This window comes from Parapedobacter tibetensis (genome assembly GCF_024704835.1).
GTDB classification, from domain to species: Bacteria; Bacteroidota; Bacteroidia; order Sphingobacteriales; family Sphingobacteriaceae; genus Parapedobacter; species Parapedobacter tibetensis.
Window position 1 is genome coordinate 160,068 of sequence record NZ_JAMXBE010000005.1, and the last position, 14,795, is coordinate 174,862.

At 45.4% G+C, this 14,795-nt stretch carries 13 protein-coding genes and 1 pseudogene; 8 read left to right on the forward strand and 6 right to left on the reverse strand.

Annotation, left to right across the window (positions count from 1 at the left end; genetic code table 11):
- Positions 1-7: 7 nt before the first annotated feature.
- Complete coding sequence (locus NF543_RS10380) at positions 8-763, reverse strand: DUF4905 domain-containing protein (RefSeq protein WP_257668062.1); 756 nt, start codon at positions 761-763, stop codon at positions 8-10.
- Positions 764-838: 75 nt separating this feature from the next.
- On the opposite strand from NF543_RS10380, the gene NF543_RS10385 reads away from it, so the two are divergent.
- On the forward strand, positions 839-2,194 hold the full coding sequence (locus tag NF543_RS10385) for an NfeD family protein (protein ID WP_257668063.1): 1,356 nt from the start codon (positions 839-841) through the stop codon (positions 2,192-2,194).
- A 72-nt stretch (positions 2,195-2,266) separates the two neighbouring features.
- Positions 2,267-2,746 (forward strand): Dps family protein, encoded by a 480-nt coding sequence (locus NF543_RS10390; protein ID WP_257668064.1) that lies wholly within the window; start codon positions 2,267-2,269, stop codon positions 2,744-2,746.
- A gap of 236 nt (positions 2,747-2,982) precedes the next feature.
- Here the strand turns inward: NF543_RS10390 and NF543_RS10395 are convergent, their stop codons facing one another.
- Entirely contained in the window at positions 2,983-4,524 is a 1,542-nt protein-coding gene (locus tag NF543_RS10395; RefSeq protein WP_257668065.1) for an OmpP1/FadL family transporter, read from the reverse strand.
- A 115-nt stretch (positions 4,525-4,639) separates the two neighbouring features.
- Positions 4,640-5,824 (reverse strand): hypothetical protein, encoded by a 1,185-nt coding sequence (locus NF543_RS10400; RefSeq protein WP_257668288.1) that lies wholly within the window; start codon positions 5,822-5,824, stop codon positions 4,640-4,642.
- Between the two features lie 183 nt (positions 5,825-6,007).
- Between NF543_RS10400 and proS the strand changes: the two genes are divergently transcribed.
- Entirely contained in the window at positions 6,008-7,480 is a 1,473-nt protein-coding gene (proS, locus tag NF543_RS10405) for a proline--tRNA ligase (protein ID WP_257668066.1), read from the forward strand.
- A gap of 11 nt (positions 7,481-7,491) precedes the next feature.
- Here the strand turns inward: proS and trhA are convergent, their stop codons facing one another.
- The gene (gene trhA, locus NF543_RS10410) at positions 7,492-8,118 is read right to left on the reverse strand and encodes a PAQR family membrane homeostasis protein TrhA (RefSeq protein WP_257668067.1); all 627 of its coding nucleotides are present in this window, start codon (positions 8,116-8,118) and stop codon (positions 7,492-7,494) included.
- A 192-nt stretch (positions 8,119-8,310) separates the two neighbouring features.
- Here trhA and NF543_RS10415 point away from each other — a divergent pair, with 192 nt between their 5' ends.
- Both NF543_RS10415 and NF543_RS10420 read left to right on the forward strand, forming a co-directional pair.
- Positions 8,311-9,456, forward strand: a complete 1,146-nt coding sequence (locus tag NF543_RS10415) for a cystathionine gamma-synthase (protein ID WP_257668068.1) — start codon at positions 8,311-8,313, stop codon at positions 9,454-9,456.
- A gap of 38 nt (positions 9,457-9,494) precedes the next feature.
- Positions 9,495-10,367 carry a TIGR02757 family protein gene (locus NF543_RS10420; RefSeq protein ID WP_257668069.1) on the forward strand — a complete coding sequence of 291 codons (873 nt, stop codon included), beginning with the start codon at positions 9,495-9,497 and terminating at the stop codon, positions 10,365-10,367.
- A gap of 188 nt (positions 10,368-10,555) precedes the next feature.
- On the opposite strand, the gene NF543_RS10425 is transcribed toward NF543_RS10420, so the two are convergent.
- On the reverse strand, positions 10,556-10,855 hold the full coding sequence (locus tag NF543_RS10425; RefSeq protein WP_257668282.1) for a hypothetical protein: 300 nt from the start codon (positions 10,853-10,855) through the stop codon (positions 10,556-10,558).
- A 121-nt stretch (positions 10,856-10,976) separates the two neighbouring features.
- Between NF543_RS10425 and NF543_RS10430 the strand changes: the two genes are divergently transcribed.
- Together NF543_RS10430 and NF543_RS10435 are read left to right on the forward strand one after the other, a co-directional pair.
- Entirely contained in the window at positions 10,977-12,134 is a 1,158-nt protein-coding gene (locus tag NF543_RS10430; RefSeq protein WP_257668070.1) for a tetratricopeptide repeat protein, read from the forward strand.
- A gap of 229 nt (positions 12,135-12,363) precedes the next feature.
- Positions 12,364-13,161, forward strand: a complete 798-nt coding sequence (locus NF543_RS10435) for a cold-shock protein (protein ID WP_257668071.1) — start codon at positions 12,364-12,366, stop codon at positions 13,159-13,161.
- Between the two features lie 25 nt (positions 13,162-13,186).
- Here NF543_RS10435 and NF543_RS10440 read toward each other — a convergent pair whose 3' ends face one another.
- Positions 13,187-13,831, reverse strand: coding sequence for a TonB-dependent siderophore receptor (locus tag NF543_RS10440; protein ID WP_257668072.1), 645 nt, complete (start codon positions 13,829-13,831; stop codon positions 13,187-13,189).
- Between NF543_RS10440 and NF543_RS10445 the strand changes: the two are divergent.
- Positions 13,781-14,659: pseudogene (locus tag NF543_RS10445) on the forward strand (IS256 family transposase); the annotation flags it as partial. The gene NF543_RS10440 and the pseudogene NF543_RS10445 sit on opposite strands and share 51 nt — an antisense overlap.
- Between the last annotated feature and the right edge of the window lie 136 nt (positions 14,660-14,795).

Genomic DNA, 14,795 nt, shown 5'->3' on the forward strand with positions numbered 1-14,795 from the left:
GATGCAATTATACTAAATACGACACAATTTTCCGTTTATTATTACCAATTAAGAATATCTGCTTATTTATCATGAAGAACAATTCCGGTATCATCTTAGCTAAGCCTGATATCACCACCTTATCGGCCAACACGCCAGAATCGCTGGATACCACCAACCTTATACGGTATAGTTGATCATCCCTTTCATGGAATGCATAGACGTTATTTTGACCTGCAGTGCAATGGAACAAGTCGCCATATATGTCATAATTTTCCAAAAACGCTGGGATGTACCCATCATGTCGTTGAGGTATGACAATATTTTGGCGCATAGGTTTATTCAAAGCTTCGGTTTTTTGTGTTAAATTTCCGTGGTGTATAGCTAAGTACTGCTCATGGCCATCGGCAAAATTACGGTGCCGTACAATAATTGCCTCATCTTGTATGGCAAGAAATGCATAGTTAAATTGTTCCCACTGGACATCACCACTAAGGGCATCGATACAGGCTATTCCCGCACTGTCCGGACTGTTTTGGCCATATGCCCGTAAGATTAACTTATTGTCTACGATTGCGGCTAATGTCCAATACCGGTCGCCGTATGGCATTTCATGAATTAAAGATATACCTGTGGTATAGCGGAATACCGAAAACAGCGGAGCACCTGTGTCCTTGTTGCGGGTTTCCACGGCGAGTAAACCGTTGGCTACATCAGTCTCAATGCGCCACACGAGCCCTAAAAAACTTTTTTCGAATGCGGTTTTTAATGTATATTTATCCATTGATAGTTAACGGGTCATTGCCAATTCGAACATTTTACCCTTAATGGTCTCAAAATTATAAACGATCTGAACAATATGTGCAAAAAAACACAATTATTGAAACTATGGGCCACATTGTCACTGATTGTTTCCATGGTGCTTGTTGCTTTTGTAGCACAGTCACAGCATGTTTACCGATTTGATTTGAAGGAAGACATTGGACCAAACGCATGGAGGACGGTCAAAAATGCTTATACCCTGGCTGAGGAAGCTAAGGTAGACGTAGTGCTGATCGAGATGAACACCTATGGTGGGATGGTGAACTTTGCGGATTCCATCCGGAGCCGGATATTGGGTTCACCTCTGGAAACAGTGGTCTTCATCAACCATAATGCAGCTTCAGCCGGTGCATTGATATCACTGGCCACAGACCGCATTTACATGAGCAAGGGTTCTAGTATTGGGGCTGCTAGTGTGGTCGATCAATCAGGTCAGGTAATGCCTGAAAAACACCAGTCCTATATGCGGGGGTTAATGCGCGCCACCGCCGAGGCAAAGGGACGTGATCCAAAGGTGGCAGAGGCCTTTGTGGATGCCGATGTGGACCTGCCCAATATCAAGCCGGCAGGAAAAATCCTGACACTTACCTCATCAGAAGCCGTGAAGATCAAACTGGCTGAGGCCGAAGCAGCTTCCATGGCTGATGTGCTGGTGGCTGAGGGATTTGACAATGCGCAGATCACGGTCCATAAGACCACTGCCATCGATAAGATTATTGCTTTCCTCATCAATCCGGCGGTAAATGGGGTTTTAATTCTGTTGATCATGGGGGGCATTTATTTCGAAATGCAGACCCCCGGTGTGGGCTTTGCGTTGATAGTGGCTATCACTGCCGCCGTACTATTCTTTGCTCCACTATATATTCAGGGACTTGCCGATAATTGGGAGATTGCCTTGTTTGTGGTGGGTGTTGTTTTGATATCGCTTGAGGTGTTTGTAATCCCTGGTTTCGGTGTGGCTGGTATATTGGGGATTATCTGCTTGGTGAGTGGTTTGGCTTTCAGTATGGTGAACAATGATTATTTTGATTTTACAATAACAGAACCGGGGATGGTATTTAATTCGTTTCTATTGGTAATCGCTTCCATGGTGGTGGCGACCGTTTTAGCGGTGATTTTTGGCAAGAGTTTTCTCAAAACCCGAGCATTCAAACGCTTGATTTTGCAGGATGAACAACGCTCGGATGCTGGATACACTTCATCGAAAACGCATACGGAGCTGGTTAATAAAGAAGGGGTGGCTAAAACCGTGCTTCGCCCATCCGGTAAGGTGGAAATTGACGGTAAGTGGTATGACGCCGTGGCACTCGATGGATTTATCGATATAGGGGAAGATATATATGTAGAGAAACATGAAAATTATAGTCTTTTCGTCAGAAAAAAGCGCGTATGATAGGGAGGATGTAAACTTTTTGTAGCTTTAGCTGTTCTATCTTTATCAACGGAACATATAAATTGAAAGATCATGAATCCAAAATCAATCAGTCTGGAAGCGAAAAAATTAAGACCAGTGGTCGACCATTTGAATGACCTTTTGGCCAATTACCATATCCACTATCAGAAATTGAGGGGTTGCCATTGGAATGTCCGCGGAAATCATTTCTTTACGCTGCATGTTAAGTTTGAGGAGCTATATACCAACGCGTTAACCACCATTGACGAATTGGCTGAACGCATCCTCACATTGGGAAAATCGCCTTTCAGCACATTCAAGGATTATGCAGAAAATGCTGAAATCAAGGAAGTGAACACCATTGGCATGAATGATACGGACATGGTGAAGGCCATTATTGATGATTTGGAAATGCTCATTAATATGCAGCGTGATTTACTTGAAATCACCTCGGAAGCAGGGGATGAAGGGACGAATGACATGATTAATGCGTTCATGCAATTCAACGAAAAACAACACTGGATGTTGCGCGCATTTGTGAACAAGGGTTAGGTCATATAACCCGAACTTCTGCGTCTAAAATAAAGAGGGGTATTCACCCGACTTCGATAGCAAATAGTGTTATTGGAAGTCCCCTGAAGCAAGAAAACCCTAGATTAATCTAGGGTTTTCTTGCTTCAATAACAAAATTTTTATCAGTTTCTCGTTGCTGTTCCCATGGGAAAATAAGTCCATCGGGAGCATTTTGCAAGTAATTAAGGGATAGCAAATAACTAAAAAGTAAATAGCTAAAACTTTACACCCACCGACAGCAGCACATTATGCCGTTGATTTTTTACATCCACGACCGGGCTGTATAATCCAGCGGCATCATCCAGCAGATAAGGGATCATACTATAATTTCGTTGGAAGTTCTGGTACGTTAAATCTACATATACATTATTAATGCGGTAGCCCAAGCCACCAGATACGGTTTTACCCGTGTAGTCTATGGCATCATCCTTATAAGGATTACCCGTAAAACCATAGCCCGCTCTTACAAGCAACTGGGGGGCGATTAAATATTCGCCTCCAACCCTAAAGTTTACTGCTTCGGCATAGGTGGCTTTAATTCCATCATTGAATTCGCCATCATCGGCGGCATTTGTAGAAGACATGGACATACTGGCATAATCCACATAATCCACATCCGCACTTAGCAATCCCCCGCCGAAGATATAGGCCAAGCCGGCACTCAGCTTATAAGGGGTACGCAAATCGTAATCGTAATAGATGGGATCGCCGGGATCCTCAGTAGGACTGTCAGTTCCGTCTGTCAAATAATTCGTTATGCCAAAATAATCTTCATAGTCATTGGTGAGGCTGTACCAGGTCGGTGTAGCGGCCGTCAATCCGATTTGAAATTGTGGCACAGGCTTGAAAATTACACCGAGTTTCGCGTTAATACCGTTTCCGGTAGTGTTCGACCAATATTCATCATCAAATTCATAGTCAGACTCCAGCAACGGATTATATGTTCCATATTCGGCGTTTGCGGGGTTTACAAAGCGGGAATCCGGATTCAAACTATAGATATAACCGTAATCTTCGATGGTGCCGTCTTCCATAAACAACCGATTCATCTGGTGGTTTATCCGTGTGAAACCTACACTACCGCCGATATACAATCTATTTGAATAGTTGGCGCCAAATGAAAGGTTTGTCTCTGATTGGCCGCCTCCTTCCCGGTAGTAGGCAGTTTGTACGTTATTGGGTGTGGTCATCGAGACCAGCTGCCCGTTAGCATTTTCGTCTACCATGCCAAAATTCCAACCGATGTCGCCGAACAGATTGCCGTCTTCAAGCGCCATGAAATCGCCATAACTGCTTTCATCGTTTATGCCAGTGAACCCGAGTGTCGAATTGAAATTAGCAGTCCGGTGATAACCTATTCCGACATTGAAGTTTAGCCATCCGCTTGAGAGGTTGCTGCCTCGTGCTTTCTGGGTTGGGAAATTAAAGACAGCACCCGCTTGGTTGATAGCAAATTTATCTTTAGTGTTCGTGCTATTGCTGCCGAAATATAAGGCCTTATTGACATCACTGCTGAAATTAAACGACAGACCGATGTCCGATTGCGCAAAAAAGCCAAGGCCCGCGGGATTTCCTGAGATGGAGCTGAGATCGCCTCCTAATGCTGTTTGGGCGTTGCCCAATGCTTTAAAGCGGGTGGAAGCACCCTGTTCTGGTTGCGAAAACCTCAAAAATTCATCAAGCGATTGTGCTTGGATTGTGGTAAAGGAACATCCTATTAAAAAACCTGAAATTAATACGCTTTTCAACCTTGTCATATTATCACTATGCTGTAAAACTATTTATAAATAAGGCCAGCCAATCTATTAGGCAGATTGTGGCTGGCCTACCATATTTGTATGTGCGAATCCAAATTGGGCATGAAGGGCTTATTTACCTTCCCCTACCGCCTCCACGGCTACTACTACCACGGCTGCTGCTTCCACTTGATGAAGAAGAACCCGAAGACCTTGAAGGAGGTGATACGGATGAGCCGCGTGAGCTGCTTCCGGACGATCGGGGTGCCACGCTGCTTGGCCGCCGCGAAGCAGGAGCTGGTCTTGCGCTGCTACCTGATGGTCGCCGTGACGTAGGCGCCGGTCTTGCACTGCTACCTGATGGTCGCCGTGATGTAGGCGCCGGTCTTGCGCTGCTACCTGATGGTCGCCGTGACGTAGGCGCCGGTCTTGCACTGCTACCTGATGGCCGTCGTGACGTAGGTGCAGGCCTTGCACTCTGGCCAGCTGGTCTACGTGTGGTTGTGCCGCTTCTTACCCCTTCGGAACCACGTGTTGTTCCCCTCGTGGTGCCGCTTGGACGAACCGCTTCACGGGTACCGCTCCTCGTACCGGAGGTAGCGCTTCCACGCGTGGCCGAAGTGCGGGTAGAAATTCGGCCGTTTGCATCCCTGCTGATAGCTGTTCTAGAAGATCCAGCAACCCTGCTTGATGAGCGACCTGTCCTTACATCCATGCGTGATCGCGAAGCCGAACGGATACCTCTTGTGCGGTTGTCAACAATAATGGTTCCGGGATAATAACCACCGCCCCATCCGCCCCAGCCCCAACGGCTGTACGAATAGGGGCCACCAAAGCCTCTGCCATAATAGGGAGAACCCCAACCCCAATAACCGCCATAATAGGGGTTATACCAACTGCTGCCCCAACCGAGGCCCCATCCGCCACCCCAACCAAAACCGAAACTAGGGCCATACCATGAGTTAAACCCATACCATGGATCGAACCAGGGGTCGTAATAAGCCATCCCTGGTGAGTAATAATGGAAACGGTTTATCCGGTTGGTGTATTCACTGTCGGCATATTCATCGGCATAATAGCCACTATCATAGCCCTCATCCACATATTCATCATCATAATAGCCTTCATCATCCGCATATTGTTCCTCCTGTGGCTCTTCCTCATAATAATAATCGGGGCTTTGGTAGCTTTTTTCTACCGCCCGAGTATTATTATTGTAGACATCGTCGCGAAAAGCGGCTTCCCTTGAAGCACTACAGGAACCCAATAACAAGACACTTGCTAAAACTACTGTGCTGATTATCAATTTATTGGTTCTCATTTTAATTATCCTTTCATTTGATTAAAGCTTATGCTTTTACTAGTATAGACGATATTTTGGCCGATTGGTTTAACCAACCAATGATTTTTTATGTGAGTAATTTGTTAAAACCATCTACCTTTGCTGACGGAATCTTAAGTGCAAATGTTACAAATATTACAAAAAAATTATTAGAAATCAACAATGAGCAAAGGAATTATAAGTCGCGAAACCGATTATTCTCAATGGTATAATGAACTTGTCATGAAGGCTGACCTCGCAGAGCACTCCGCTGTACGGGGTTGCATGGTCATCAAACCCTATGGTTATGCCATTTGGGAGAAAATGCAAGCCGCACTAGATAAGATGTTTAAGGACACCGGCCATAGCAATGCTTATTTCCCTTTGTTTATCCCAAAATCGTTTTTCACCAAGGAAGCTTCCCATGTGGAGGGATTTGCCACGGAGTGTGCCGTGGTGACACATTATCGTCTAAAAAATGATGGCAACGGAAACATCGTGGTAGATGAGGAGGCAAAATTGGAAGAGGAACTCATCGTTCGCCCTACCTCGGAAACCATAATCTGGAACACCTACAAGGGGTGGATAGAGTCCTACAGAGACTTGCCCATCTTGGTCAACCAATGGGCTAACGTGGTCCGCTGGGAAATGCGTACACGCCTGTTTCTACGTACGGCAGAATTTCTATGGCAGGAGGGACATACCGCCCATGCCACAGAAGAGGAAGCCGTGGAAGAGGCCGAACGAATGCTGAACGTATATGCCGATTTTGCCGAAAATTGGATGGCCCTACCGGTGGTGAAGGGCCGGAAGACCGAAAACGAACGGTTTGCAGGGGCACTGGATACGTTATGCATCGAGGCGTTGATGCAAGATGGCAAAGCATTGCAGGCTGGAACCTCGCATTTTCTTGGGCAGAATTTTGCTAAAGCATTTGACGTGAAATTCACAGCCAAGGATGGGAAGGTTGATTATGTATGGGCTACATCATGGGGCGTATCCACCCGCCTGATGGGTGCATTGATCATGGCCCACTCAGATGATAATGGGTTGGTGTTGCCACCTAAATTGGCCCCTATACAAGTGGTGATCGTACCGATATATAAAACCATGGAAGAGCGAGAGGCGATAGGGGAGTTGGTTGACGCACTTCATGGCGAATTGAAATCCAAGGGCATTGCTGTAAAGTATGACGATCGGGATACTCATCGCCCGGGCTTCAAATTCGCAGAATGGGAGCTCAAGGGTGTTCCTGTCCGCATTGCCATCGGTTCGCGCGATATGCAAAACGGTACCGTAGAAATCGCCCGCCGTGATATCCAAACGAAGGAAACAGTACCGCAAGAAGGATTGGCCGATCACATAGAACGGCTACTGGAAAACATTCAGCGCAACATTTATGACAAGGCGGCGGCATTCCGTGAGGCCAGCATGGTGGAAGTTGATTCCTACGAGGAATTCAAGAGGGTGCTCGAAGAAAAGGGCGGTTTTGTATCTGCCCATTGGGATGGAACAGTAGCGACCGAAAAACGTATCAAGGAAGAAACCAAGGCTACCATCCGGTGTATTCCACTAGCTAATAAGGAAGAAGCAGGGGTGTGTATACTGACCGGAAAACCTTCGAAACAGCGTGTTTTATTCGCCAAAGCTTACTAGTAAAACTGGGATTACATCGCCAATAGTATCGCGACATAATGGCAAATGGCTGCTATGAGTACAAAAGTGTGCCAGATAGCATGTGCGTGTATGCTTTTCCGATAGATATAAAAAATTATACCCAGGGAATACAAGCCAGCGCCAATGAAGATTAGGGTCAGTACTGCGGTGGGCAAATAGGTGAAGAACCTATTCCCGCCTGCTACCATAATCCAACCCATTAGGAAATAGACAATGGTAGAAATGATGTTAAATCTGCCGGTAAACCAAATCTTGAAACAAGCGCCCATTAACGTAAGCCCCCATAGGATAGCTAACAGGGCAATGCCAAAAGCATCATTCATGTATATCAGCAGGAAGGGTGTATAAGTGCCGGCAATAAGAAAGTAGATGCTGATATGGTCAAATATTTCGAAAACACGCTTTAAGGATATATCTCTTGAGAGATGAAATACCGTGGAACAGGTGAAAAGTAGCAGCAAACAAAAACCATAGATTCCAGACCCGATGATACCGGGTGTATTGCCATTAGCCGTAGCAATCCCAGTTAAAACGGGGAGGCCACTGACACTAAAAAGAATCCCCACCCCATGTATAAGACCGTTAACCACGTCTTGTTTTCGGGTGTAAATAGTCATTGGTGTGTTTTATGATTTCTTTTTTTATTATCTACACTTAATAATAGATAATGTTTGGTAAGCTTTATATTACAAACGGCTATTGGGGTAACCCCCATCCATGGTCGATTGTTCCCTAGTTGGGGGTTCGTTTCTTCGGTAAAGTTTGATAACTTTACCCACATTCATCAATACAATTTTCACTGCATTATTATGGGATATAAATTCGCAACAAAAGCCATACATGCCGGACAACATGCCGATCCCACTACCGGGGCGGTGATGACTCCAATATACCAAACCTCCACATATCAACAGGCAGCCCCAGGAGACCATAAGGGATATGAATATTCGCGAGGAACCAATCCTACCCGTAAGGCGTTGGAGGATTGCCTGGCCGCATTGGAAAATGGCAAATACGGACTTGCTTTCTCAAGCGGAATGGCGGCGACAGAAACTGTGCTCAAATTGCTGAGGCCTGGTGATGAGGTGATTACTGGTGATGACCTTTATGGTGGCTCATACCGCATTTTTACCAAGGTGTTCGAACACTACGGCATCAAATTCCACTTTGTCAATACCTCCAAGCCAGAGCAGATAAGCAAAAAAATCAACAGCAATACTCGCCTGATATGGATTGAAACGCCCACGAATCCCACATTGAAACTTGCGGACATTGCAATAATCGGGGGGATTGCCAAGGCCGCGGGAGTACTTTTTGCCGTGGATAATACGTTTGCGTCACCTTACCTACAGAATCCGTTGGATATGGGGGCGGATATCGTAATGCATTCGGTGACAAAATATATTGGTGGGCATTCGGATGTGGTGATGGGTGCTTTGGTGGTGAATGACAAGGAACTGTATGATGAACTCTTCTTTTACTACAATGCTTGTGGGGGTACACCGGGCCCGCAGGATAGTTTTCTGGTGCTACGTGGCATCAAAACCCTACACCTACGGATGAAAGCGCATTGTGAAAATGGCCGCCGAGTGGCCGAATACCTCAAAAGCCATCGCAAAATAGCTAAAATCTATTGGCCGGGCTTGGAGGATCATGAGGGCCATGATGTAGCAAAGAAACAGATGCGCGACTTCGGTGGAATGGTGTCCATCGTGCTGAAGGATGCGACACTTCAAGACACCTTTAAGGTGGTTTCTTCATTTAGGGTATTCACGTTGGCCGAATCCTTGGGCGGGGTGGAATCGCTGATTAATCACCCAGCCACCATGACCCATGGTTCTATTCCGAAAGAGGCTAGGGAAAAAGTCGGTGTGGTAGACAATCTCATCCGCATTAGCGTAGGTGTGGAAGACATTGACGATTTATTGGTGGATTTGGAACAGGCGCTGGCGTGATTTTGTAGATGAATATGGAACGCGAATTCTGATAGCAAATGTCTTTCAATATCAAAGATTTCCTTGACCGTAAGGTAGATGAATATAACCGTCCGGGTTTCATCGAGAACGACCCGATATGCATTCCCCATCGGTTTACGCTCAAGCAAGACGTAGAGATTATAGGTTTTTTTGCTGCTATATTGGCTTGGGGACAGCGAAAAACCATTATCAATAAGTGCACTGAACTCATTGTCCGTATGGATGGTGAGCCTTTTGATTTTATCAAAAATCATCAAGAAGGCGATTTGAAACGGCTTCTGGGGTTCAAACACCGGACGTTCAATGATACGGACTTACGCTATTTCATCGGTTTTTTCCAAGCGCATTATACCCGGCATGATTCGTTGGAAAATGCCTTTCTTCCTAATGCCCTTAGCCAAGAATATAGGACCGAATACAGGGAGGTTCATTCGATGCCTCAGGATGTTACGACTCTCTCCAGTTCTTCCGCTGTTTGCTATTTGAACGCATTGAGTAAACCGGCATTTGATGTGGAGCATGCATTGAACCATTTCCGCGGATATTTTTTCAGCCTACCCGATTTTCCCCTTCGCACACGGAAACACATCAGCTCACCCCTGCAAAATTCCGCTTGCAAACGGTTAAATATGTTCCTGCGTTGGATGGTTCGACGGGATGACAGCGGAGTGGATTTTGGGTTGTGGAAACGGATTATGCCTGCCCAGTTGATTTGCCCCTGTGATGTGCATGTGGAGCGCGTAGCACGTAAACTTGGCTTGATTAACCGTAAGCAGTCCGATTGGAAAACAGCCATCGAGTTGACTGAACACCTGCGGTTGTTGGATGCCAATGACCCTATAAAATATGATTTTGCGTTATTTGGCCTCGGTGTGGAAGGGGAGATGTAAAAATATACCCGAATTTGCCAATAATTTTTTCTCACATGCTATCCATGGGATAGAGAAGGAAGCTAGATCACGCAACCCGCATTTGATATGTGGGCCAAAGCAGCTACGGTACTGTTCGAAGCACTTAAAGATGGCCGGCACGCTCATGCTGCCTTGCGGCAGTTTTCGTATAGGTAGCACGGGACAAATTACCCATTCCGATTGCCTTCCATATCTTGCTGCTGCTTGAGCTGCTCTACGTTGTTTTTCTCAGCGAAATCATCGGTCTTTTCGGCGAATGCATCCAGTAATTCACCAATGGCATCCGAATTTTCGGCCGTGCGTTGGTAGATTTCAGGTAACACTTTTTCCAAGCGACCATCGCCCAATTCGATGTTGTCTACTTCCACCTTACCTATTTTTTCCAATACAGCCTGCTGGCTTCGTTTCAAATCCTCCAATTCGCGGACGATTTTTTCCATCAATTCGAATTTCTTCAGTTTGTCCATCATTTCAACGTTGTTATTTTGTTAGAAACAAAAAAAAGGCAAAAAGGTTTTATTTAAACTAATTAATTAGTTACATTGCAGATGTTTTAGTTGTGATCAAGACCGATATAGTGATATAGTCATGAGGAAAATCTTTTATTTCATTATGCTGTTTTGTTTGTTGGACACCATGGGGTATGCTCAAGAGCGCCAACCAAACAATGATAAGTTGCTTGAACTCTACCAAACCCACCAATACCGGGAAGCCGCGGCGTATCTCAAAAGTTTTTACCCCGATACAGTTTCGGATCCATCTATCCTCAATCGCCTGGGTTATTGCTACCGTATGGCGGGCGATCATCGGCAAGCCGAGCAGTATTACCTGCAATTGTATGCGTTAGACAGTCTAGATGTTTCCACATTATTGAATTTAGCAGCGATAAATACGCAAAGGAGGCTTTACCCTTCGGCCATGGATTATTACCAGCGGGTCATCGCTATAGATAGCAACCATGTATCCGCTTACACTGCGCTCTCAGGAATCATGAGAAGGCAAGGAGATATGGAAGCGGCATACCATTATTTGGAGCTTGCCAACCAGCTGCAACCCTTAAATAGCGACATCGTATTCGATTTTGCACAAGTATGCATGGATTTAAAGGAAGAGGAGGCATATCGTCGGGCCGATACTGCTTTGCATGTGGCACTGCAAGTCGATTCGCTGAATGGCCTTTTGCTTTTGGCCAAAGCCCAAGTCGCCGAAAAACTGAAGAATTACATGGAGATTGTGCTGCGAGGTGAACAATTGATTGAACTCGGAGACGAAAGCAAACAGGTCTTGGTATTGTTGGCAAAAGGATATTTCCATATCGATGATTTCATTGGTTGTCAAGAGACCTACGAACAGGTTTTGGAGCTTTATGAAAATATGGGGGAAATCGATTACTATTATCTTGCCATGGCCTACAAAGCCTTGAAGCGTTATAAAGAAGGACTGGAATGTATGGATAAGGTATTGGAGCTTGCCATCTCGCCGAATACCGCTTTCTATTACGGCCGAAAGGCCGACTTACATGATTTGGCCAATCAACCATCGGCATCGGCGTCGAGCTATTTGCGTAGTTTTCAGTTTGCACCCATTTCCTTGCACTATTATAGCCTTGCCGTGCTGTATGATCGCAAGCTCAATGATCCGCGTAATGCTTTACGATATTACCGCCTGTACCTCAAGCAGGAAACGACACCGGATGAAAAGGTTTATATAGAATATGTGCAAAAGCGGATCAAGGAATTGGAATAAACGACCGGAACAGTTTGGGCTGCAAAATTATTTGCATGACATGTTATAAAATATTACTTTGCGGCGGAATATCCTGTCGGGCGTTTGCCGATGGGCATATATATATATACGGATGGTGAAGCCCAGAACATGACCTGACTCCACAAAATCACTGGCACCGATAACCAGGTGCCGATCTTACGCAAAGCAGCTACTCGCTTCCCCATTCCGCCTAAATACATCAGTGTATATGCTGCTTGGAAAAATAACTTGGTTCAATAATGACAAAGGCTTCGGAATGCTGGCATGCCCATTCGGGGATGAGGTGTTTGTGCATACAAAAAATTTCAGGACGGCTTCGGGTGTACTCAGCAAGAACCAATTCTTGTTTTTCAACAAGAAGCATGACCCGCAGCGAAACCGGAGCGTGGCGATAGATTGCCGAATGGTAAGCGGATTGGATGGCTGGGCGGGCCTTGTGGGAATGCTTTCCGGGGATCAACCCACTAATTTCCTTCCATTACTAGAGCAAGCAGCCGTCCAACTGATTAAGGGCAAAAACCCCGAAGCCATTTTTGATTTGGTAGCAGGATTTTTCGACAATGGGCTGGAAGAGTACCAATTCCCGGGCTATTGTGCGCTGGTGGAAAGAACTATAGTACAATATCTTGGGGAAGCCAAAGGGCAGGAACTGATGGAGCGCTTAGTCCGCCATTTCAATGAACACCTGACCATGGAACTGCTGTTTGAAGTATGGCTGACCCGGTGCTTCCGGTATATCGGATACACGGCGGAAGGTGACTATGAGATTCCCCGTGACGTACTGGAAGAATTTTCACCGGAACTCGGCCTACCGGAGCTGGAACGGATACGGCACTATTCCTTCGGGGAGGAATGCTGCGCCGTACTTGCGTTGGAAAGACTGGAAGGCGCAGTAGGAGGAGCCGTAGAGGAAGTAAAAGAGGTACATGCATATCTGGAATATTTGGGTGAAGCGGACAGGAAGCGGTGGATGAGGCAACATCCAGACTTTAAAATTTATAGCTGAAACTGGCCGCAAAATTCCTTAAACGTTAAGGATTAACGGACCAATAACCGATATAGTACTCCTTATTGGTCAAGTTGTTCAGATTAAATGAAATCCGGTAGTGATCCAGGTTATAAAACAGGCCCGCATTGAGCAATAGATAACTCGGCAGGTCAAATTCTCCGGTTATGCTATTATCTATAACCCGGTATTTGCCAGCATAATTTCCGCCAAAACCGATGCCCAAGTTATGTAACTTACCGTTGGGGAATTTATAGCTTGCCCATAGGTTAGCCAAATTTTGCGGACCCTGTCCACCAATACTCCTGCCAGGCTCGCTATAGAAGTCATCTTCATCACCTGCTATAACCTCCGTTTCATTATGGCTATATCCAGCTATCAGATGGAGCCCAGTGAAGGGACTGGCGTTCAGTTCGAACTCAAATCCCTTGCTTCGGACCTTTCCTCCCTGTAATGCATTGTTGATATTTGCAGGATCCGGTGATACCCTATTTGATACCTTAATGTTATACAATGAAATAGTGGTGCTCAACTTATCATTGAATAAGTTGGTTTTTATTCCGTATTCAAGCTGATCGGCCCGTTCGGGTCTGAACGATTTTATTCGATGATTGCTGCCATCATCGGCATGTACGGTCTTGGGATGAGCCTTAGAGATATCTCTGCGCATATTAAAGAGATGTATGACATGGACATCTCACATGATGCGTTAAGCGGTATAACGGACCGGGTAGTGCCGCTGGTCAAAGAATGGCAAAGCCGTCAATTAGAGGAGCTTTATTGCATCGTTTGGCTTGACGCGATGCATTATAAAGTAAAGGACGACGGGAAGGTGAAGCATCGCGCCGTCTATAATGTCTTGGGTATCAACCAGGAAGGCAGAAAGGATTTATTGGGCGTATATGTATCGGAAAGTGAAGGTGCCAATTTTTGGCTTAGTGTACTTACCGATCTCCAAAACAGAGGGGTAAAGGATATTCTGATTGCCTGCATTGATAATCTAAATGGCTTTGAGCAAGCCATCCTGAGTGTTTTCCCAAAGACGGAAGTTCAGACTTGTGTGGTTCATCAAATCCGCAATTCTTTGAAGTATGTAGTTTCCAAAGACCAAAAGGAGTTCATGGGAGAATTGAAGTCTGTTTATAAAGCGACAACTAAAGAACTTGCTGAATTGAATCTGGAAAAGCTGGGTGAAAAATGGGGAAAGAAATACCCACTCGTTATGCGTTCCTGGCAAGAAAACTGGCCTAAGCTTTCGACCTTTTTCAAGTATTCGGAGTCGATACGGCGTATTATTTACACCACCAATACCATAGAAGGTTTTCATCGTCAGGTGAGGAAAGTCACCAAAACGAAAGGGGTATTCCCCTCTGACGAGGCACTGCTAAAATTGGTCTTTTTAGCTTACCGGAATATTAGTAAGAAATGGACACAGCCTCTGCAAAACTGGGGCCTTACCGTATCCCAACTGGCTATCCATTTTGAGGGAAGGCTGAATTTAATGTGCCGACTTGGGCTGACGCCCAAAGGTTTTCTAAGGCATAAAACCGAAAGAATGACTTATTTATTAACTTTACGAAAAGAAGCCAACTCAAAATTAATTGAATTGGCTCATTCTAACGGATCAAGATATT

Coding starts and splice junctions, on each gene's coding strand:
- NF543_RS10400 (WP_257668288.1), bottom strand. CDS start 5,824: ATGAGAACCAATAAATTGATAATCAGCACAGTAGTTTTAGCAAGTGTC.
- NF543_RS10420 (WP_257668069.1), top strand. CDS start 9,495: ATGTCTTTCAATATCAAAGATTTCCTTGACCGTAAGGTAGATGAATAT.
- NF543_RS10440 (WP_257668072.1), bottom strand. CDS start 13,831: ATGCGCAGAGATATCTCTAAGGCTCATCCCAAGACCGTACATGCCGAT.
- NF543_RS10385 (WP_257668063.1), top strand. CDS start 839: ATGTGCAAAAAAACACAATTATTGAAACTATGGGCCACATTGTCACTG.
- trhA (WP_257668067.1), bottom strand. CDS start 8,118: ATGACTATTTACACCCGAAAACAAGACGTGGTTAACGGTCTTATACAT.
- NF543_RS10435 (WP_257668071.1), top strand. CDS start 12,364: ATGCTGCTTGGAAAAATAACTTGGTTCAATAATGACAAAGGCTTCGGA.
- NF543_RS10390 (WP_257668064.1), top strand. CDS start 2,267: ATGAATCCAAAATCAATCAGTCTGGAAGCGAAAAAATTAAGACCAGTG.
- NF543_RS10395 (WP_257668065.1), bottom strand. CDS start 4,524: ATGACAAGGTTGAAAAGCGTATTAATTTCAGGTTTTTTAATAGGATGT.
- proS (WP_257668066.1), top strand. CDS start 6,008: ATGAGCAAAGGAATTATAAGTCGCGAAACCGATTATTCTCAATGGTAT.
- NF543_RS10425 (WP_257668282.1), bottom strand. CDS start 10,855: ATGGACAAACTGAAGAAATTCGAATTGATGGAAAAAATCGTCCGCGAA.
- NF543_RS10415 (WP_257668068.1), top strand. CDS start 8,311: ATGGGATATAAATTCGCAACAAAAGCCATACATGCCGGACAACATGCC.
- NF543_RS10430 (WP_257668070.1), top strand. CDS start 10,977: ATGAGGAAAATCTTTTATTTCATTATGCTGTTTTGTTTGTTGGACACC.
- NF543_RS10380 (WP_257668062.1), bottom strand. CDS start 763: ATGGATAAATATACATTAAAAACCGCATTCGAAAAAAGTTTTTTAGGG.